Source organism: Undibacterium sp. GW821-FHT11H02 (assembly GCF_058808015.1).
This window is the reverse complement of the sequence record NZ_JBXARG010000005.1, coordinates 28,848-50,323: the sequence shown is the minus strand read 5'-3', so window position 1 is coordinate 50,323 and position 21,476 is coordinate 28,848. Positions and strand designations below refer to the sequence as shown.

At 45.7% G+C, this 21,476-nt stretch carries 19 protein-coding genes and 2 tRNA genes; 4 read left to right on the top strand and 17 right to left on the bottom strand.

Annotated elements, in window-relative coordinates; translation table 11 throughout:
• Position 1: 1 nt before the first annotated feature.
• The 5 genes from AC1RR2_RS06840 to AC1RR2_RS06820 all read right to left on the bottom strand — a co-directional run bounded on the left by AC1RR2_RS06840 (position 2) and on the right by AC1RR2_RS06820 (position 7,201).
• Positions 2-778, bottom strand: coding sequence for an SDR family oxidoreductase (locus AC1RR2_RS06840; RefSeq protein ID WP_493221544.1), 777 nt, complete (start codon positions 776-778; stop codon positions 2-4).
• A 141-nt stretch (positions 779-919) separates the two neighbouring features.
• Positions 920-1,639 (bottom strand): thiol:disulfide interchange protein DsbA/DsbL, encoded by a 720-nt coding sequence (locus AC1RR2_RS06835; protein ID WP_493221543.1) that lies wholly within the window; start codon positions 1,637-1,639, stop codon positions 920-922.
• 34 nt (positions 1,640-1,673) lie between these two features.
• A complete protein-coding gene (locus AC1RR2_RS06830) occupies positions 1,674-2,288 on the bottom strand; it encodes an SPOR domain-containing protein (RefSeq protein WP_493221542.1) in 615 nt (204 codons plus the stop codon).
• Positions 2,289-2,354: 66 nt separating this feature from the next.
• Complete coding sequence (gene argS, locus AC1RR2_RS06825; protein ID WP_493221541.1) at positions 2,355-4,067, bottom strand: arginine--tRNA ligase; 1,713 nt, start codon at positions 4,065-4,067, stop codon at positions 2,355-2,357.
• A gap of 308 nt (positions 4,068-4,375) precedes the next feature.
• On the bottom strand, positions 4,376-7,201 hold the full coding sequence (locus AC1RR2_RS06820) for a DUF3857 domain-containing transglutaminase family protein (RefSeq protein WP_493221540.1): 2,826 nt from the start codon (positions 7,199-7,201) through the stop codon (positions 4,376-4,378).
• A 199-nt stretch (positions 7,202-7,400) separates the two neighbouring features.
• Between AC1RR2_RS06820 and AC1RR2_RS06815 the strand changes: the two genes are divergently transcribed.
• Entirely contained in the window at positions 7,401-8,309 is a 909-nt protein-coding gene (locus AC1RR2_RS06815; RefSeq protein ID WP_493221539.1) for a recombination-associated protein RdgC, read from the top strand.
• Positions 8,310-8,421: 112 nt separating this feature from the next.
• Here the strand turns inward: AC1RR2_RS06815 and AC1RR2_RS06810 are convergent.
• The 5 genes from AC1RR2_RS06810 to AC1RR2_RS06790 all read right to left on the bottom strand — a co-directional run bounded on the left by AC1RR2_RS06810 (position 8,422) and on the right by AC1RR2_RS06790 (position 12,372).
• Positions 8,422-8,498 (bottom strand) — tRNA-Asp (locus tag AC1RR2_RS06810).
• 36 nt (positions 8,499-8,534) lie between these two features.
• A tRNA-Val gene (locus AC1RR2_RS06805) sits at positions 8,535-8,610 on the bottom strand.
• A gap of 182 nt (positions 8,611-8,792) precedes the next feature.
• Entirely contained in the window at positions 8,793-10,856 is a 2,064-nt protein-coding gene (locus AC1RR2_RS06800; protein WP_493221538.1) for a tetratricopeptide repeat-containing diguanylate cyclase, read from the bottom strand.
• Positions 10,857-11,075: 219 nt separating this feature from the next.
• Positions 11,076-11,849, bottom strand: coding sequence for a hypothetical protein (locus AC1RR2_RS06795; protein ID WP_493221537.1), 774 nt, complete (start codon positions 11,847-11,849; stop codon positions 11,076-11,078).
• A gap of 127 nt (positions 11,850-11,976) precedes the next feature.
• Positions 11,977-12,372: a GtrA family protein gene (locus AC1RR2_RS06790; protein WP_493221536.1), complete on the bottom strand. Its 396-nt coding sequence runs from the start codon at positions 12,370-12,372 to the stop codon at positions 11,977-11,979.
• A 137-nt stretch (positions 12,373-12,509) separates the two neighbouring features.
• On the opposite strand from AC1RR2_RS06790, the gene AC1RR2_RS06785 reads away from it, so the two are divergent.
• Positions 12,510-12,722 (top strand): SlyX family protein, encoded by a 213-nt coding sequence (locus AC1RR2_RS06785; protein ID WP_314859803.1) that lies wholly within the window; start codon positions 12,510-12,512, stop codon positions 12,720-12,722.
• Positions 12,723-12,757: 35 nt separating this feature from the next.
• Here AC1RR2_RS06785 and AC1RR2_RS06780 read toward each other — a convergent pair whose 3' ends face one another.
• Positions 12,758-13,813, bottom strand: a complete 1,056-nt coding sequence (locus tag AC1RR2_RS06780; RefSeq protein ID WP_493221705.1) for a M29 family metallopeptidase — start codon at positions 13,811-13,813, stop codon at positions 12,758-12,760.
• Between the two features lie 492 nt (positions 13,814-14,305).
• Positions 14,306-14,848, bottom strand: a complete 543-nt coding sequence (locus AC1RR2_RS06775) for a Spy/CpxP family protein refolding chaperone (protein WP_493221535.1) — start codon at positions 14,846-14,848, stop codon at positions 14,306-14,308.
• A 271-nt stretch (positions 14,849-15,119) separates the two neighbouring features.
• Between AC1RR2_RS06775 and AC1RR2_RS06770 the strand changes: the two genes are divergently transcribed.
• Both AC1RR2_RS06770 and AC1RR2_RS06765 read left to right on the top strand, forming a co-directional pair.
• Positions 15,120-15,845 (top strand): response regulator, encoded by a 726-nt coding sequence (locus AC1RR2_RS06770; RefSeq protein WP_493221534.1) that lies wholly within the window; start codon positions 15,120-15,122, stop codon positions 15,843-15,845.
• 26 nt (positions 15,846-15,871) lie between these two features.
• Positions 15,872-17,245, top strand: a complete 1,374-nt coding sequence (locus AC1RR2_RS06765; RefSeq protein WP_493221533.1) for an ATP-binding protein — start codon at positions 15,872-15,874, stop codon at positions 17,243-17,245.
• Positions 17,246-17,275: 30 nt separating this feature from the next.
• On the opposite strand, the gene AC1RR2_RS06760 is transcribed toward AC1RR2_RS06765, so the two are convergent.
• From AC1RR2_RS06760 to AC1RR2_RS06740, 5 genes are all read right to left on the bottom strand, one after another.
• On the bottom strand, positions 17,276-17,866 hold the full coding sequence (locus tag AC1RR2_RS06760; protein WP_493221532.1) for a chromate transporter: 591 nt from the start codon (positions 17,864-17,866) through the stop codon (positions 17,276-17,278).
• Complete coding sequence (locus tag AC1RR2_RS06755; protein WP_493221531.1) at positions 17,859-18,500, bottom strand: chromate transporter; 642 nt, start codon at positions 18,498-18,500, stop codon at positions 17,859-17,861. Before AC1RR2_RS06755 ends, AC1RR2_RS06760 begins: the two co-directional genes overlap by 8 nt.
• Before the next feature lie 17 nt (positions 18,501-18,517).
• A complete protein-coding gene (locus tag AC1RR2_RS06750) occupies positions 18,518-19,003 on the bottom strand; it encodes a phage regulatory CII family protein (RefSeq protein ID WP_493221530.1) in 486 nt (161 codons plus the stop codon).
• A gap of 146 nt (positions 19,004-19,149) precedes the next feature.
• Positions 19,150-20,028, bottom strand: a complete 879-nt coding sequence (locus AC1RR2_RS06745) for a methylglyoxal synthase (RefSeq protein ID WP_493221704.1) — start codon at positions 20,026-20,028, stop codon at positions 19,150-19,152.
• A 165-nt stretch (positions 20,029-20,193) separates the two neighbouring features.
• The gene (locus AC1RR2_RS06740) at positions 20,194-21,441 is read right to left on the bottom strand and encodes a putative bifunctional diguanylate cyclase/phosphodiesterase (RefSeq protein ID WP_493221529.1); all 1,248 of its coding nucleotides are present in this window, start codon (positions 21,439-21,441) and stop codon (positions 20,194-20,196) included.
• Positions 21,442-21,476 lie beyond the last annotated feature (35 nt).

Below are 21,476 nucleotides of genomic sequence, written 5' to 3'. Positions count from 1 at the left end.
GCTATTTGGTTTCACGCGCTTTGCGCGGCGCATTAGAAAACGCCATGTCGTAGACGAAGTTAGGCAATGCACGCAAAATTTTTGCCACTACCCCCATCTGCCATGGAATAACGCGGTAGCTAAGCCCTGTTGTGATGCTCGACACAGCCCTGCTGGCAAACTTATGTGCCGGCAATAAAAATGGCATAGCGTAAGTATTAATTTTCGTCATAGGCGTATCGATGTAACCTGGTGCAATTGTCACGACCTTGATACCACTGCTTCGTAACTCCACACGCAAAGATTCACAATAACTGATTACCGCCGCCTTGGATGCACTGTAAGCACTGGCTCCAGGCAAACCACGTATGCCAGCCACACTGGCAATCCCAACCAAACGACAAGGCTCTTGCTGTGCATGCTGCTTCATATGTTCAATAAATGGCATAAAAGTAGCGACTGTGGCTAACACATTAGTTTCCATTACGCGCCGGAACACAGGCAAATCCTCGCTCAATTCACTCAGTGTGCCAACCGAGATACCTGCGCTGGCAATTACTACATGTACTTTGCCAGCGTGCTGTATGAAATCATGGGCTGCGACTTGCAAGGTTTGATGTTCGTTGACATCGACTGCATACAAGACATGGCGCTCAGGCTGCGGCAAACTATCTCGCAATGCTTGTAAGCGTTCGAGATTGCGACCAACCAAACCCAAGATCGCACCTTGCTGCGCATACTCTCTGGCCAAGGCCTCACCTAAACCTGATGAAGCACCAGTAATAAAAACGGCTTGCATATTATTTCCATTTCATCTGCGATTTAGCATGTGCGTTATTGGCATCGACAAGCTTCGATACAAAAAAAATCCGCCAAAACGACGGATTTTTTTACTGGCAATTGCTATCAATTAATTGCTATCAATTGCTAGATTAAGAACCTACTTCTTCTTAGTGGCAGGCGCTGGTGCTGTCGGCGTAGCGGCAGGTGCAGCTTTGGCTGGATTTTTTTCTTGATAGACTCTTTCGACTACCCAATCCATCACTTTCAGGCCCGCGTGGGTAGCAGGATCAGTCGATGGATTGCGTGATTTTGCATGTAAGTCAGCAGGAGAAACGACGAAACGTCCATCGATCACGACGGTAGGCACGCCATTAATTTTATAGTCGCTCATCAATTGTGCCGCACGGCTTAGTTTCGATTGAATCGCAAATGAACTGTAGATATCGGCAAATTTTTTCTTGTCTAGACCCACTTTTTCCACATATTTCATCACTTCCGCATCGGTAGATAAACGGTTGCGATCTACGTGAAAAGCATTGAAGGTTTTTAATTGATAGTCATCTACCTTACCCATTGCTTCCAAGGTGTAATACAGCTTTTGTTGGGTAACCAGTTCGTGGAAATTAACGTGCACACGCTTTACAACAATACGATCACCTTGCTTCTTAATCCAGCCTTCCAGGTACGGTTCGAACGCATTACAGGCGGGGCAGAAGTAACCAAAAAATTCCGTGACCTCGACTTTTTTGCCCGCTTCAACTGGTTGCGGACGATCCAGTACCGTGTATTCTTGTCCCAAACGAGGTACATTTTGTGCACTGGCTGCGATGGCGATAAAACTTAAGCTGATCAATAACAACTGACGAAATAGACGCATAATTTCCTCTTAAAATAGACTGCAGAATCGATATTTACTTGGCACTGCGAACAATGACGGTATCCACGCCACTCTCTGACAACTTAGTACGCATTTTGTTCATTGCATCAACATGATCAAATGGGCCAACGCGCACTCTATGCAATACTGCACCTTCATTATTCTTTTCACTGACACTAGCCTCAACGCCAACCAGCGCTAACTTGGCACGAGCGCTTTCTGCTTCTGCGACTTCTTTAAATGCGCCAACCTGTAAGAAATAAATGTATTTATCATCGACAACATCCGGCTTAGATGCAGCAAGCGCCTGAGCTACTGGCGCAGAAGCAGTCACTGCTGGCACTGATGCAGGCGTAGCGGCCACCACAGCAGGTTTTAAAGCCTCGGCAGCTTTGCTATCTGCAACCTCTTTGGCGGCCTGATTCACGGCATCTTTACTCGCATACATAGGTTTGTTCGGATCTTGCATCTGCGCTACCGGCAGATCTACCTTATCGTTTTTACCATTTTTATTAGTAAATGGCGTGGACGTTTTGGTAATCACTAAAGCCACCACTACCGCGATACTTAATCCGATTACCAAACCAATAATGATGCCAGTCAAAGTATTGCCTAATTGGCGTCGTCCAAAAACTTTTTGCGAACTCATGTCTCTCCTATCCGAGGCTATTTTTTCTTTGTTTGTAAGGATTTCTACGCTGCCTATATCACCTGCTTACATTTGATTCGGCGCGGAAACTCCGATCAAACTCAAGCCATTACGCAAAACCTGACGGGTTGCCAAGATTAACGCTAAGCGTGCCAGTTTGGTTGGCTCATCATCGACCAGCACACGCTCCGCATTGTAATAGCTATGCAATTCACCGGCCAAATCACGTAGATAAAACGCCACCTGATGCGGGCCGAGCTCTTCCAAGGCTCTTTCCAGCATTTCAGGGTACTCAGCCAGCTTTTGCAATAATGAGGCTTCACGCGCTGCCATCAAAGGCGATAAATCCACGTCTTTTAAAGCAGCTAAATCGCTGTCGGACTCACTATACTGCGCCAACATACGGCAGATCCGTGCATGCGCATAATGCACATAGTACACAGGATTTTCATCGGACTTGGCCAAAGCAACGTCAACGTCAAATACAAATTCGGTATCCGCTTTACGTGAAATCAGGAAGAAGCGCACGGCATCACGCCCTTTTTGCACATCACCGCCGCCTGACCATTCGATCAAGTCACGCACCGTCACATAGGAACCCGCGCGCTTGGAAATTTTTACTTCCTCGCCGTCTTTCATCACGGTGACCATTTTGTGCAAGACATAATCTGGGTAGCCTTGCGGTATGCTCTGATTGACGGCTTGCAGACCGGCGCGCACACGAGCAATCGTACCGTGATGATCGCTGCCTTGCACATTAATCGCCTGGCTATAGCCACGCTGCCATTTCACGACATGGTAAGCCACATCTGGGACGAAATAGGTATAGGTGCCATCCGACTTCTTCATGACGCGATCTTTGTCATCGCCATATTCAGTCGTGCGCAACCATAAGGCACCGTCTTGCTCATAAGTTTTACCTGCCGCGATCAAAGCCGCGACTGCCGCTTCAACTTTGCCGTCGGTGTAAAGCGAAGATTCGAGATAATAGTTATCAAATTTTACACCAAATGCCAGCAGATCAATATCTTGCTCATTACGCAAATAGGTCACGCCAAATTGACGGATAGAATCAAGATCATCAACATCACCGCTACCGGTAACAGGCTCGCCATTGCTGGCAGACACTGTTTTTTTCGCTAAGAAATCTTGCGCAATTTCGGCTATATATTCACCGTTATAAGCCGACTCTGGCCAGCCGGCATCACCTGGCTTGAAACCTTTGGCACGCGCTTGCACCGACATCGCCAAATTACCAATCTGCACACCGGCATCGTTATAATAAAACTCACGTGTCACTTGATAACTTTGTGCTTCTAACAGCGCCGACAATGCATCGCCGAGTGCGCCTTGACGACCGTGACCAACATGCAGGGGCCCGGTTGGATTGGCAGACACAAATTCGACGATCACTTTCTTGCCAGAACCTTTAGTACCTCTACCGAACTGATCTTGTTGCTGCAAAATGGTTTTGACCACGGCTTGTTTGGCGGACGCCGTCACACGCAAATTAATAAAACCAGGACCGGCCAACTCTGCGCTAGCGATCAAAGGATTATTTTGTGCCAACAAGGCATCGACAATCTGTTGCGCTAGTTCACGTGGATTTTTTTTCAAAGGCTTAGCAATTTGCATCGCAATATTACAAGCGATATCACCGTGTGATGGATCACGCGGGCGCTCCAGCGCAATCGTAGGTTTAAGTTCAGTACCAGCAAGAACTGGCGCGACGGCGCCTTTTATTGCTTCGAGTATGTCTAATTTTTGCTGAGCTAACATGATGTTTGAATAGGTGTTTTTGCTGTGCGTGAAAATCACGATACATACAAATATTTTGGAGAAATGATCCAAGCATTATACCCGCAGGACTTGGGTTATCCTCAGATTGAGTATGGCGCATCCATTTTTTCCAGCAATTTTATAATTTGTTCTTGGATGAAATGGAGTTAATTTCTTTTAATGCAATCAAATGAAAGTGCACTTTGACCGCAAATCGACTTTCTTAATCCACTTTGGTAAAAACAAAAAAGAGATAAGTACGCCCTTATCTCTGCTTGATCTTATTATTTCTAAAATCGAAGATGTCTTTATTTTTCCGGATATTCTTTTAACCTACGCGCTGCCATCATATAGTCAATTCGATGCGCCATTCCCGATGCAGTCGCATTCTTCCAATATTCCCTTGCTTTTTTCAAGTCGCCATCTAATCGCATCTTCTCGCCAGCGAAAAAATAGATTTGACATAAGCTACCCAGGTTAATGTTCTGTGAGTCAAACTGTGCTTGCAATTGGGACATTGATGTTTTTCCTAAATAGTATTGCAGCAATGCGGCGACAATTTCATCGGAATACTTATCATCAATTTGTTGCTTGATGAGTGACTCATCATTAACACCAGAATCTCGATTTGCAAGGTAGCGAAGCAAACCCAAATAGGCATATTGTGTCTCGCGACTCCCAAGTTGTTCACCGCTCATCGACACTACATCGAGGAAATCCTTGCGAAGATAAGCCAAAATCACTTTCAACTCACCAATGTCTTTATCATGCGGCGCGACTTCAACAATTTGCTTAATAAAATCACTCGCAGCATCATCTCTTTCCTTTGCGATCGCTATCAAACTAGCCATCTTCAACACGGTTAAATCGGGTTCAGCACTAAGACCAAGTGCTTCATTAATATCCTTTACACTGTAGTCATATAAGCCTAAATTTAAAGTCGCCTCAGCACGCGCGGTCAGCGCTTGTTTTTTAAGTTCTGGGCTTAAGCGTCCTGAAGCAATCATCGCATTAATATACAAAACAAGAACCTTTGAAGACTCATGTAGTGGAATAGTCACCATACGGCTACTCGATTTGATCGACTTTATTTCCTTCTCCAAATCTTGCAAACTCTCTTTTGTTAAGGCATGCGCCTGCAAATTCCCAAAGAAACGAGGTCGTACCTGCTTGATTTTATCGCTATAGGAGCGCCACTGCGCGGGACTTACAGTGTTAGTCAAATAACGCAGTTCGCTGGACCACGTTGCCAGATTGGGCGTAGCGACATAACTACCATTCAAGGTAAAATTTGCTTGTCCATCCACAAATTTTTCCTCCTTATAAGCATCCATTAAGTCTTCGGAAAATTCAGAAATAATTTTATGCTGATAAACACCTGCAGAAGGAATTTTGTATGCGGTTTTTCGATTGACGTCTTTAGGCGGATTCAATTGTTCCTCCAAGCTCCAAAATGCTAATTCAGCCTTCAAGATGTCATATTTTTGAAACGCCCAAAATTCGCGCAACGTAAAAGCCTGAACCAATTGCACTGCATTCTGATCTTTCAGTTCAAGAATTTTCAATTCGTCATTGAAGCGTAATTTTGGATATGGTCGTAAATAGGGCTTAGCGTAGTTCGCCTGTACTTCTGAGATCGGTGTATGCGCTAAATAATCTCTCATACCTTCAGCTACAGCGCCATAATAAGTCGTGGTGGAAATTAGTACTGCGTCATTTTTCATCGTCTTTAAGGAAAATTTGTCTTCCACTACACTGTGCAGTTCCTTAATGGAGGAAGGTGTTAGCTGTAATTCGTTTGCCTGAGCATCTGCCAATAAGACTTTGCCGTAATCGCGCACCTCACGCGCTAATGCAGGCCCACTTTGCTGATCACGTGTCGCATCGAGCCAAATTCGTTTATCATCAAGCTCGACTTGAGCGATGACGTGGTTGAACGCCAATGGACTCGGCAAAAGCTCACCCGTATCTTCCCTAAATGTAGTGGACACAAGTACTGGCTTGGCGACTATATTCATCGCTTTCAACAAGGCAATGAGGAGCGTCGTTTTATCCTTACAATCACCATACCTTTGAGCAAGGACCTTATACGGTAAATTGGGTTTGTGACTGTTTACCCCAATTTCTGTGCCAAAGTAGCGCACATCTTTTTGCACAAAATTGAGTGCGGCATTTAACTTTTCTTCATTCGATGCTAATTGCATCCATGCATCAACATGTTGAGACAGCTTATCATTTTGCAAATAAGCAATACCAAATAATTGCTCTCCCCAACGTGCAACCTCAGCCCAGTCAGCAAATTCAGACAATTGCACCAGTTGAGGTATATAGGCGCTGACAGCCGCCCCTTCTTCGAAACTATTTTGTGGAATATTTTTGTGTGTAAGGATTAACTCGTTACCCAATTCAGTCTTAATGTTCTGCACTTGAATTGGCTTTGAAAAACGAGAGTATATGCGCCGCTCCTCTGGATAAATCACGCGCAACTGATACATCGCGGTTGGTCCAATAGAGCTTCCCGCATAGTCTACATAGGCAAATTTTGAATCAAAAACTGGATTACTTCCACGCACTGTGTACGAATATTCGATCACATCACCAATCCGGACATCATCTAAAACAATAGACGCTGTGACGCGTCCATCATACATCCGCGCTTCTAGTTGCTTTTCCCTCTGCAGCAGTTGGACGCGCTTCACGTCGAATTTATCGATTCTGGTCGAACCTCTAATCAACTCGAACTTATGCAATATCAGTTCTTGATATGAAGGGTCAAATTCAATTTGGATTTGAGATGCCAAACCCAATCCTGCGCTAGCGTTGATTTGCTTTACTACATGATTGAAATAAAGAGCACGATTCTTCTCGACTTTAATTTGTTCGTCGCTTAATAAGATCTGAATAGGCGCATTTACCAAAGCCTCGGCTTTTCCATTGGGAACCACTGCTTGAACCCACGTAGGTACCGCCTCCAGGGCATAGGAAAATCCGCTGGTATTGATTTTTTGGATGTTAGGTTCTTTAGTCGGTTTGCTTAGCGCCTTTTTATCCTTATTTATTCCTGCGTTCTGAGCCAATGCTATATCCGAACAAACAATACCAAACAGTATTGCGAACATTCCAAGTAGTTTCATTTACATATCCAAAAATAATTTGTACTTACTCAATTATATGACTTAAGCCTTGGTTTAATCATAAGATTAGCAAGGCGAATAGCATTTCGACTACAGGTCACAAAATTTATTTTAAAGTTTCGTAAATCCTGACATTTTGGATACAGAGAGCAGCACTGAACGTGTAGAATGAGCCGCTTTTCCTCTATCTGGATTGCACATGTGGTTTAAAAATTTACAAGTTTTCCGTCTTCCTGCGCCTTGGAAAGTCGATGTTGAACAATTGAATACACAATTGGGATCTCAATCTTTTTCTAATACAGGTTCGGGCGATATGCAAAGCGAAGGCTGGGCTTCTCCTCGAGGCAACGACCGCTTGATTCATAGCGTGAATCAACAATTGCTACTGCTATTACAAACCGAAAAGAAGCTATTGCCCTCTTCGGTAGTGAGTCAAGTGACCAAAGCACGCGCCAAAGAATTGGAAGAGCAACAAGGTTTTGCTCCTGGCCGTAAAGCCATGAAAGATTTAAAAGAGCGTGTCACGGATGAATTATTACCACGTGCGTTTGCCATTACCCGTCAAACTTGGGTGTGGATAGATCCAGTGAACGGCTGGCTCGTTGTCGATAGTTCTAGCCCAAGCAAAGCGGATGAAGTCATCAAATTACTCTTGAAGTGCGACAAAATTCCTATGGAAAGTTTGCGCACCAAGCTTTCTCCACAGACCGCGATGACCGATTGGTTAGCTGGCAACGAAGCGCCTAAGGGTTTCACCATTGATCAGGACACTGAGCTGCGCGCGCACACTGAAGACAAGGCAACGGTACGCTATGTGCGTCATTCGATTGATCCGGATGATGTGCAACGTCATATTGCAGCAGGTAAGCAATGCACGAAACTGGCGATGACCTGGGATGACAAAATTTCCTTCGTATTGTCAGAAAATCTGGCTATCAAACGTATCAAGCCTTTGGATATTTTGAATGAGGACAAAGATCAACGTACTGCGGATGAGAATGAACGCTTTGATGCGGACTTTTTGCTGATGACCTCGGAATTGGCGAAAATGATAGATGACATCGTTTATTCTCTGGGTGGTCAGTTGGCAGATCCTTTAGCTGCATAAAGCAAATTCAAGTGCCAAATAGAAAATGCCAGCAAATGCTGGCATTTTTTTTGCGCCGTCTATTTTGCACGGACGAAAAAAAACGCGCCTTAGCGCGTTTTTTATTACAACTTGGCGGAGCGGACGGGGCTCGAACCCGCGACCCCCGGCGTGACAGGCCGGTATTCTAACCAACTGAACTACCACTCCGTTTTTAAAACGTGTCTGCATCAAGCAGTTATTTGATGGTGGGTGCTGAGAGGCTCGAACTCCCGACCTACGCCTTGTAAGGGCGCCGCTCTACCAACTGAGCTAAGCACCCATATACTACTTGCTTAGTTCAAATAACCGTTCGTTTTGTCACCAACGAATACAGAAACAAGATTATAGGTAAGATTCTGAAGTTTGTCTAGGGGGACTAAGTGATTTTTCTGAATTTCCCTAAAAAATCTTTTCTTTGCTTAGATCTTGGCCGCTCGAATAAGTAGAGGCGCCACAAAAAATTTAAGCTACGCTAACTTCCTGAGCGGGGCCATTCACCACCGCAATTTCTATCATGCCTTGTTTAATCGCCGCAGAAAAATCCTTTTCCAATTCAGGCAATGCTTGCTGATAAGGAACGAGCAAGCTCAATAAACCATAAGCACGATTACGCCCATTCATTTTCCCGAGATACAAGGCCATATCGGCCAACTGCATCGCCTTTTCCCAGTTACAGGCTTCCTCTGGCACACCCGAGAACGGCAAGGAAATATAACCGGCACTAACCGTAACAGGAATTTTATTATCACCCACCATCACCGGAACTGAGCCTATAGAGCGCAGTACACGTTCAACCATAGGCGTTAATTGACTAGGCTTAGTCTTGGGTGCGAATATCAAAAACTCCTCACCGCCCCAACGTAGCGTCATGTCTGAATCACGCACCGCACTGCGCAAACGCTTTGCCACTTCGATCAAAACCGCATCTCCGGTTGAATGGCCCCAGGTATCATTGATATGTTTAAAATGATCGATATCCATAATCATTAAACAATCAGGATTATCGTCGTCATCTTCACGACGCTCTTCCGGCACTCTGGTATCACGCTGATGCATCAACTCCAGGAAGGAACGGCGGTTATAGAGTCCCGTTAAAGGATCCCGCACGGAATGGAATTCCAACTGCTGATTCACTTCTTCCAATTTGGCATTAGTTTGTTTCACTTTGCGATACAACATAAAGATAAACACACCAACCATAATCGTAACCATGGCGCCGAGCAAAGTAATGATTTGCTGCAAGCGACTGTTCTTAATGTCCGCGTCTTTGATTTCATTTTCACGCGCTAGTAATTCAATTTGCTTCTTTCTCTGATCCGCATCGAACTGTTCTTGCAAGGTCGCCACCGTCTTGGCGCGATCAGCACGGAATAATTCGTTGCTGATCTTTTGCTGCTCTCGAGTGTATTCCAACGCTTCTTTATACATTTTGGCATTTTCATACATACGGCTAATTTCGCCGACGGTAGCTTCAATGTCTGCCTTATCACCTAATTCCCTAGAGTGTTGCAAAACAGGATTCAAGTACTCCATCGCCTGAGCGACCTTGCCTTGACCGCCCAAAGCAAAGCCTATGTTTGCTTTGGCATTATTAATCGACAATTCATCATTAATGGCCTGCGCTTTGACCAATGCCTGGCGGGCTACTATTTCTGCTTTAGGAAAACTATGAGTACGCAAGTGCGAATCTGCGATATTGCTCAAAATCAGCGCTTCCAACTTAGGCAGATTCGCTTCTTGTGCCGCTTTTAAAGAACGCTCATAAGCAACCAAAGACTCTGGATAACGTTTCAAATCACCTAGTGCCATCGCTTGATTCAGTCTCAAACTAGCGATTAGTCTTGGCGAATCGACCTGTGCTGCAAGTACCAGGGCTTCATTAGTCACTATCAGTGTTTGCTCTGGGTTTTGCATGGTCAAGTACAGGCCAGCTAAAGTCTGTAAGCGACGTATTTTAGAAATTAACTTTTTTTGCGTCAGGCTTTCGGTAATCTGCAATGCTGCCAGATAGTGACGCAAAGCCAATTCAAATTTACTGGCAGCATGATATACAGCGCCATAAGACAACTCTAGACGCATCAAATTGTCAGGACGAACAGAGCCTTTCAAGACGCTAGCAATATCATCCAATTTAGCGATGGCCTGATCGAACTTACCTTCATCTCGCAGCTTATAGACTGCCGACAATTGCATTAATGCGATCACTTCTTTATCGTTATTGGCATTCGCCAGTTTGAGGATTTCTGCCTGAATTTGATCACCGGCCGCCAAATCCCCCGCATCATAGTAAGCCGACGACAGCTCGCGTAAGGTATCGACTTTTACGTAGTAATCAGTTTGTGGATTGAATTGTGCGTAGAACTCTTTCAACTGCTTTAAGGCAGCCTGATTATCTTTTTCCGATAAAATTTGAATTGCTTCCAGTCGCGCCATGTCGCTACGGACATCCGCCAGAGCGCTACAGGACAAACAAAATGCGCAGGCTACAACTAGGTATTTCATGGTATTCACGTACGGTATGGACATAAATAAACCTTCATCTCACTAGATTGGTTCCGCAGAAAGTAATTGCAATACAGAAATATGGAATTATCTTAACACTGAATAGGATTTGGCAAATACAAGTATCCGTGCGATTCACCGAAAAAACACGAAACGATCCCGCTTCAAATAATGATATAAATCCAAAATTACATCGAACTTACAAATTTCCATAGATAGACTAGTCAGCCCTTATTTTTAGATCTAAACCGCGCCATCATAAAGCGCATCCGGTATATAAATCTTAGACATAGGTATCGCGCTTTCCATCACAATACTCAGCGCCAACTGAGGTTCAATTAAGCCCTTGCTGGCAAACAGTATTTCTTGAATCGCGACGCCAAATACTACCGGCCAATCACTGGGACTTTTACAAAAACTTTGGGCCAGGGGGAATAACTTTGGCCACAAAAAACTCACATAATTTAGTGGCGTTTCTTTTGCACTATGGCTTGCCGCTGTACGTGGCAGGCCAAATTCTGCACTCCCTAAAGTATCAGTCACATGTTTAAAAATATCGTGCAAATCGATCAACTGCTGCAGCCCCAATTTTTGGGCGGCTCCCGATGCGAGCGACCAGACCGAATAACGGCTTTCGGCCAAAGGCTTATTCAGTAAGTCGCCAAAATAATAAGTCACGCCATTTTGCTTACTATTCACCACGATGAAGACTTCTTTCTCGGGTCGTCCCTGCTGCACGATAAATACTTCACGCACACTCATTTGACAGGCATAACCCGCCAATGCCCCTAAGGCGCTAAGTAGCGATTCCAGATGTATGCCATTATCGGTCGACATCGCTGCAAATAATTTGGAAGCAACTTCTTTACCGCCTTTTTTGACGCCGAATAAAGGATCCTGACTTTGCGTCAGATTGCCGGGCTGCACTAAGCCATCGTTAGAGGCAACTTTGGCGGTGCTTGATGTGGCAACGCCTTGTGATGTACCGAACACTTTACTAAGCAAATTCTTAAACACCACGCCCCCTTAATTGAATAAGCTCTCTCCAGTTTACATTTCACCCTAGTGGTGAGCGAGCTGTGATTTTGGATTCTACCTGATACTTGAAAAGCTGCGAGTCGGAGTCAACCGCCCAAAAAATGTTTTACTTAAACGCCCACAATTTACTACCGCCAAAATTCCAGCATAAGACCAATCCCGTGGTCAGCACTTGAGCGTACCAATGCCACCACTGCCAGTGCTCAACCAAAAGCGTCATTAAGCCCAGATTAATACACCAGCCCACACCCAACACGGTGAAATATTTACTGGCAGCTTCCATGTGGGATTTACCACTTGCAAAGGTCAGAAAATAATTCAAGATGTAATTGACCACCGATCCTAACAAATAACCAATGGCTGAACCGGTCACTGCCGCCGACTTATTGAATAAGCTCAATTGCAACATCACCGCGATTTGTATGCAGGCATATTGCACAGCTGTTCCGGACAAACCGACAGCGGCAAATTGTATAAATTGACGAATGGGGAGATTTTTCATTGCAAGGTATTGACCTCAAATTAACAGCCAATATTATAGCCGCAGCTGCAAAGCAGTCTTAGAAACTATCTAGCATCAGTTAAAATGATGAAGGTGTTCGCTATCGACCACCTGATTTGCGTAACCGGAGAAGCCATATGAGTGTAGAAGAACGCATCATCGATTTAGAAATTCGTTTGAGTCGCCAAGATGACTTGGTCGATACTTTAAATACCCAAGTCTATCAACAACAAAAGAAAATCGATGAGCTAGAAAAACTCTGTGTCGCACTGGCAGGACGACTGCGCGAATTGGCGATCACGGCGAATCAAAGGCAAAGCGTGGTAGATGAACGCCCACCACATTATTAAATCTGCTATGTAACCCCACTTTCAAGATCGACTACCTACACGACCCAGGCGCCATCGCGAAACACGACTTGTTCGCCTAAAGTAACGGATTCAGTCACAGCAAATACATCAACATGGTATTTGCCGTCCCCGCGCTTAAAATTGGGCTTGCCATAAATACCGTGTTTTGCGCCCAAAGAGAGATGGATGCCGCACATGCGCTCATAGGTACCAATATCGCTGACCAGACGTTCCCGATTGAAAGTCCGATTCAGGCCAAAACCTAATTCTCGCACCCACACTACCGATTCATCGGCTTTAATTTGTGCAATCACTTCATCAAAAGCGGGAGTCGAATCGATGACGTCAACGACTTGCCCTTGTTCAATCACGAGCGTAATCGGTTGGGGAGGTTTGTTCACGGAAAAACTGGTGTCACCAAACACAAAAATACGCACACGGCCATTCACTGCCTGAAGATCTTTTGCTTCAGTAAATACCTCACCGATAGGAAATTGGCCGCCCCAGTTTTTCATATCGCTGTAATCACCGATATTGAGCTTGGCCTCTTCGAACGGCGAAGCGTACACCAATTGTGCGCCCTCACCACTATCGACCATGCCACATGGTGCATTATCAATCAAACGTTTTAAGCCCCGCCCTACACCGCGATAGTAGTCAATGTCGTAAGCCAGAGCATCGATGTAAGCTAAAGCCTGCTCGCCGGGCATACGCCCCAGATGCGGATGCTCTATCACTTTCAAGTCGCGTTTGAATAATTCAACACGAATGCGGTAAGCGTCCATACGGAAATTCGTCGATTGCACCAAAACGACTAAGTCACCCGCGACCAAATTCTCAAAACTGGCCAACACTTGTTGCGGCGTGTTGTCATCAAAATTAATAAAGACTGCGTCTGGCAAACAGCGACGATAAGCTTGCATCAAAGCCGTCGATAAATCGGTACGGAGATCGAATACCACGACCGCAGCATGAGCAGAAGGATGTTGAAAACACAAACGCAATACATCACCTAAATGCCGTGCTGCGGTTGCTATTGCTGACTCTGGCAATGGAACTATGGACCCTGCTGTAGTCGCAGACACGGTCATGCTCTTGTTGCCAGACTGACGCTCAAACGAAGTGGAATTTATCATCCTGGAATCCTCAGTTGGACGAGTTCTAGTCTGTATTTCCGCATGATTCTGGCGAAGCGTGACGAGCAAGCAAACTTCACCTTGATAGTAGGAGCAACGAAGTTCAGAAAGGCAAAAAGGTACGCAATCGAATTGGTAGCACTGTCACCCAATTGGTAAACAGAAAAAGTACCGTAAAAGTTAATATTCATGCGCCTTCCAAGACGCCATTATGCGGTCAACTGAGGTTTTTAGGATCATAGTGCGTAGCGATTAAAGACGGCATTGGTTTTCTGAAACTGATCGAAAACGCTATGACGTAATCGCCTAAAAAATGGAGGCTGTTTGGGGGCGCATAACATCGATACTTATGCGTGCCAGCTTAGGCCTAAGCCTCCATTTTAGCGGAACAAGGCAAAATGCTTACAAATACTTTGTCATACCAAACTGAGATACACCAAAAAGAATTTATTTTTCCATACGTTCATGAGCACCACCTTGCATGCGTCCGTGCATACGATCGTGCATGCGCTCTTGCATTCTATGTTGCATGCCACGTTGCATGCGATGGCGCATGCGTTGATGGCTATCATCAAAGATTTTTTGCTGTTCTGGTGTCAATACGGCATAAAACGTTTTCAGTGCATCTAGATGTTTTTGCCTTTGTGCCAAGCGTTCTTTCGAATGCTCTAACATTTTTTCCATTCTGGCAGGCGTTGATAAGCCCTCCATTGCTTTTCTGTCAGCTCGCATTTCCTCACCATGCTCTATCATGGTGGGCTTGGTCGCTTCGATGAAAGTCTTCCAAGCGCCTTCTTGTGCAGCAGTGATCTTCAATTTGTCGTGCATCATGTTGTGATGCTTTTCCATACCTGCCTTCATTTTCTCCATCATCTTGGCTTGATCCATGGGGGGACGTGGCGTGGCACTCTGCTGTGCAAACACCGATGAGGCCAGGCTCAAAGAAATTACGGTTAAACCTAGATACAAACTATTTTTTATCGATTTCATGATGTTATCCTTTAAGTTTTAAATGCATAAAAAGACTGGCTGCGTTGAACTAGACCTAGTCATGTGCATTGCACATATCGCACATATTGCGCTTCAAATGTAAGTAAGAAGTGACAATCTAAGTTGAATGTGTATCGATCTGTAACCCGAACAAGCACTGTAGAAGTAATTCTGGCTCTGCATGTGTCATATTGTTTCAATCTCAATTTATGATAACAAGTCGATACAAAATCAAGCGCCCGGCAACATCCTCTTATCAGATAATAGAATCATGGATACACAAAATACTGTATTAATTGTTGACGATGACCGGGAAATCCGCAGCTTATTGGCGGACTATCTGGAAACACATGGTTACACTACCTTGATGGCGGCGGATGGTCACGCTATGTGGAGTTGCTTAGAAAAAAACCCTGTGCATCTGCTGGTATTAGACCTGAATTTACCGGGCGAAGATGGCCTGACCTTGTGTCGAAATTTGCGCGCCAAATCCAATCTGCCTGTCATTATGCTAACTGCCCGTGGTGAGCCTTTAGATAGGATTCTCGGCTTGGAGATGGGCGCCGATGACTATTTGCCTAAGCCTTTTGAGCCACGTGAACTATTGGCCCGAATTCGTAGTGTATTACGCCGTACGCAAAACAATGGCGGGAGCGAGCATGATGAGAGTCCCAAAAAATTACGTTTCGGTGAGTGGACACTGGATTTAGTCGCACGTCACTTAATCAGTCCGGATGAACGAGTAATCGCCTTGTCTGGCTCAGAATACCGTTTATTAAATATTTTTTTAGAACAACCCAATACTGTACTCAATCGCGATCAGCTATTGAATATGACACAAGGACGCGATGCCGATCCGTTTGATCGTTCTATCGATATTCAAATCAGTCGCTTACGCCAAAAACTCGGTGAAGACGCACGCTCTCCACAAATTATTAAAACAGTGCGCAATGGTGGCTATGTGCTATCCGTCAACGTCACTGCGGAAACCCACTAGCATTCACCGGATGATGTAATCTCATTATGGCAAGCTTCAATTTTCGATTCATTTCTCGCTTTGACTCCATCTCAGGTCGAATTTTTTCAGTACTTTTATTTGGCATTATTTGCTCAGCCGCGCTGACGTGGTGGCTGGCATTTGGCGAGCGTCAAAATACGATTAGCAATGAGCGTAATAATTATCGCGCCGACCGAGCCAAACATGCAGAACAATTAGTGCAGGCGATTGATGCACTACCGGCTGCAAATCGCGAAGGCTTGTTAAAAGCGATTCATCGTTTTGGATTGAAAGTAGTCCCCGTCCCAGCCAATGTGCCTGAGTATAAAGCGAGTACGCCTTATGGCATTGCACTCAGCGAGCGTCTGGGTAAATCATTCAAAATTATTCCGCTGCCGCCCGCGCCAGAAAACTGCCTGATGCGCAGCGATGATCGTGGCCCGGCCGAAGCTTGTGAAGCGCTGATTTTTGTATTGAATGATGGCAGCGGACTACATCAGACGATTTTCCCTGCGCGTCCGCCCACTGCCCCAATACAACCGGAAACCTACTTCTATCTCGGCCTGTTTTTAGCTTGCATCGCTGGTCTGGCATTGTTCGTATCACGCATGACCATACGTCCTTTGCAACAATTGGCGCAGGCAGCAACCGATTTAGGTCACGATATCAATCGTCCCGCACTGGCAGAGCACGGACCGAAAGAAATTCAACAGGCCACACGTGCTTTTAACTCCATGCAATTGCGAATTCGTGACCATATCCAGCAACGCACACAAATGCTAGCGGCAATTACCCACGACTTACAAACACCCTTGACGCGCTTACGGCTGCGCTTGGAGAAAGTGAACGACCAAGAGTTGCACGACAAGCTAGTGGGCGACTTATCCAGTATGCAAATGATGGTCAAAGAAGGATTAGATCTGGCTCGCAGTATGGATAGCAATGAAGCATTACAAGCGCTCGATATCGACTCTTTACTCGACAGTATTTGCGCGGATGCCAGCGATGCAGGACATGATGTCAGCTTACTCGACAAATCTAAAGCCACCGTCATGGCCAGACCTCAGGCCTTACGCCGCTGCCTGAATAACTTGTTAGACAATGCCATCAAATACGGACATAGCGCCAAACTGCACTTGATTCAAAGCACAGAAGCGAAGCAACAATGGTTGCATATTTGCGTGCGCGATCAAGGCAACGGCATTCCGGTCGATCAGCAAACCCGTGTCTTTGAACCTTTCTATCGCATGGAAACTTCGCGCTCGCGTGAAACCGGAGGGACCGGGCTGGGATTGACCATTGCACTGAATATCGCACGCCAGCATAACGGCAAACTAAGCTTAAGCAATTTGCCCGAGGGTGGCTTAGAAGTGCGCTTAAGCCTGCCAATAAAATCTTGATGCTTGGCGATAGCCGCTGAGAATGTGAAATTAAATCAGGCCAAGCCAACCCAGTATGGCACCGATCAGCAACAACCAAAGTAAATGCAATCGGGTGCGCCACACGACGATGGCGGACAAGGCGGTCACACACCATACTGGCCAGTCGATTCGCCAATTGCTATGCGCACTCGCCATAAGCCAACCCGTTGCCACCAGCAAACCAATAACAACAGGTGCCATACCCAATTTAAAACTGCGCACGGCAATTAAGTCGCGATTCTTATGACTCCAGTTTGCAAAGCACAAAGTCAAAGTTGCACTTGGCAAAATGATGCCCGCCATGGAAATCAATACGCCTAGCAGTCCTCCCCATAAACTTCCTGTATTCACACCAACATGCCATCCCATCAAGGCGACAAATAAGACATTCGGCCCAGGCGCTGCTTGCGCCAATGTGACAGAAGCATTAAATTGCGCCTCCGTGATCCAATGCTGCTGCATTACCAAGTACCTATGCATGTCAGGCAAAGTGGAAACAGCGCCGCCCACCGATAGCAAAGACAACAAAGTGAAATGCAAAAACAAGTTGCACCAATCCAACCAACTCAGTGTCAGAGCAATTTGACTGAACTCAGGCATCCGCGTCTCCCGCCGACTCTGCACCTGATTTAATTTGCTTAAGTTGACGGTAGACCAGTGCAGTGCTACCACCCCCTAATAGCAACAAAATAAGAACCAGGGGGAAATGAAAAAAAGCGATGCCGATAAAACACAATACGGCGATCAGAGCACATAAGACCCAGCCCAAAGGGTGCTTTTGCAAAGCGGAAATCAGACGCAAGCCGCTCGCGATTATCATGCCTGCGGCGACCGCGCTCATACCACGCAGGGCACCAACCACACCTGAATTTTGGGCGACTTGCGAATAGAAAATTGCCAGTAGCAAGAGCAAGATCAGTGGAAAAGTCAGCATACCTGCCAAGGCACACAAGGCACCACGCAAGCCGAAGAAGCGATTACCTAGAATCATGGCAAGATTAACGACATTCGGACCGGGCATGACTTGTGCAACAGCCCATTCTTCGACAAATTCAGCCGCACTCAACCATTGCTTTTTATCGACCAATTCACGCTGGACTATTGCTACCACACCGCCGAAGCCTTGCATGGCGAGCAAAGTAAAAGACCAAAACAACTCACTCAGAGACTTAGGTTGAGGTCGCACCGGTGGCGAAGCTGATGTTGGTGCAGTATCTGAAATAGGAACCGACATCATGCGACCAAGATCATTCAGGTCGGCTTATGGTGCTGCCGAATCCGTGCGCGCCATTCGCCGATTGCCGCTAAAGCAGCTTGAAATTCGCGTTCTATCAAATCTGCTTCAACATTGGTAATCACTCTGTCCAACATCGCTTCAGAAACCGCTTCTGCCGCATTGCCGACCTGGCTCATGACACGGCAAACTGTTTGTGATAAGTCGTCATCGGTAAACTCTTGCGGTTCTGGCACCAAAAAACCCGCCATGCCATGCCGCGCCAAAAAAGCATGCACCGGCAACAGAGCATCTTTCACACCAGCCGCTTGGCATAGGCTGATAATCACCGAGGTTTCTTCAAAAGAGGGGTAATGCGTTTCTATGCCTGGTGCTAATTTGTTGCGCAAGACATTGACAGACATCTGCATCTTCGCGGCTAAGGCATCTAAACCACCAGGATAAGCACGAGCCACTTTATATAAAGCGTCGTGCTGATTCATATCGGAGTATCGGCGTGTCATAAATTTATTTTCTTTCTTTGCGATCCGAGGCAACAGGCTATTTATTAAATGCAAACTCGAATCATTGATTAAAAAATGATTGTACCGAATCGATACAGAAATTACACTACTTTCCAATGCATGCCCATGCAAGTTGGAACCTAGAGTTAGTTCACGGAACCAATACGTTGAGTCAATAAGCGCAACCACCGATCAGAACCTTCTCCATCGCTCACCACCAAAGCGAAATCGGTGACAGTACGAGCTGCGCGTTCTAACAACTGAATGTCGGCTTCATGTTGGCGCGCCACATGCGGATCTTCCAAAAACAAAATACGCCGGATTTTCTTCTCCAAAACTAACTCTGCAATCTGTGCATCACCGCCCATAGGTCCTGACAAAAACGGCTGCACCCAATGTCGCCCTGCATCTTCACCTTTGATTTTTTGTGCCAATTGATTCAATAAAGAACCGGTGGTTCCTGTCGCATAACGGTGCGCGAATTGATCCAGTAATGCAAAATGTTTTTCGGCGATCTGCAACATGTTTTGTTTCAAAGCATCATGTGCGATCAGAGCAATGCTTTCCTGACTCAGGTCAAGGCCAAAATTCGTTGGCAACTTGTGTTGAGCGCCGACGGCAGTTGCTTCTAACTCCAGCCATTCACATGCTCCGGCCAAAGTGGATAAATAGGGCTTGCCATGGATCACACATTGGCGTTTCAAGGCTAATGCTTCAGGAAAAATCGATGAATGGTCAACTGGGTCTATCAAATAAATCACTGCGTCGACCGAGTTCTCAGGATCGTGATTTACCACATGCGCGACTAATTTCATCAAGCCACCATCTCGACCATAGGGAAATCGTTTGTGAGGATGGCAGATTTGCTGCAAACCATGGCTATGAATTGCATCCAGAGTTCTACCGACTACCACCCACTCAATATCCAAAGCCATAATAGCTTCGCGGGCACGTACAAATAACTGCACCAAAGCAGAATCGGCGGCATCTTGATGCGCTCGATTGGCAATCAAACCTATGCGCAAACGCCGGCGATTTTCAGAAAGAGTGACGGATAGACTTTGGGTGGACGGGCTAGAATCTGAACTCACTTTATACGTTTCCAATACTTAAATTTAAACACACAAAAAATACGGCACAAGCTCACGCACCGCGGTTTGCCACTCAAAAGCTTTACTTGTAATCCGCCTTTACAACCGTTCCATGCTAATTCTATGGAATTCTTCACACCAGGCCAAAAGTTTTTCCCCTGGCATAGGATGGGCGAAATAATAGCCCTGGATATCATCGCAGCCCATCAGGCGCAAAGTATTCAAGGTTTCCTCCTGCTCGACACCCTCTGCCACCACAGACAAGCCAAAGTTATGCGCTAATCCAATAATACTTTGCACGATCTGTTTATCTTGCGGCGAACTGCTCATACCTTGTACAAACAATTTATCGATTTTTAACTCATCAATGGGGAAACGACGCAGATACGCCAATGACGAATAACCAGTGCCGAAGTCATCAATTGAGAGACGAAAACCCAGACGTTTTAATTCAAATAGCAAGGCCGTCGTATGCTCAATATCATGAATGAAAGCGCTTTCAGTTACTTCTAGGCCAATGGCGGTAGCAGGCATATTCCACACATTCAGACTTCGTTCTAACATCTTCGGTAATTGTGGCAATGCTAACAGGCGTGCCGACAAATTGACCCAGACCACTACATGCAAACCCTTGCTCTCCCAGCTTGCTGCTTCTTGCAATACTTTATTGAAAACCTGCATGGTCAATTGTTCGATCAAACCATATTGTTCCGCGATATCAATTAACATATTGGTGGCCAGCACTTGCGCATGATCACCCGGCCAACGAACCAAGGCTTCTACCGACTTGATACTTTTAGAACGCAAATCTACCTTAGGTTGATAGCGCATTTCCAAGCCATTGTCATCTAACACTGCTTTGATCGCTTGTGGTAAATCATCGGGGCGACTACGCTGGTCACGTTGCACTTGCGCCATCTCGAAACGGAGATTATTCAGTTGCGCATTTTTCTTCGCCTGATCGGCAATACGCGCCAATTCATATGAATTTTTTGCGTGCAAAGGTGCGCAAGCAATGCCTATCGTGGGATGAAAAAAAATAGTCTGCGACTCAATGGTTAACGGCGAACTGAGTGCAGCGAGCAAACGATGTACCGCCAAGACAGCCAGCGCCTCGGAAGATAAATGCGGCAACAAAAACCAACACTCGTTTTCAGTTGCAAAAACAAATCTATCCTTATCGCGCAAGCTAGGATAAATACATTCACAAAAATGCTGTTGCACGATGTGCGCGTATTGCACTTGCAATAAGGCTTGGATCCGGTCAGAGCGTTGTAAGGACACGACCAACAAAGCCATCACGTGATGTTCATCGACTGTTGCAAGCTCGGCATCGACCAGGCGCATGAACTCACTTATTTGTGGTACGAATGCGTTTTTTT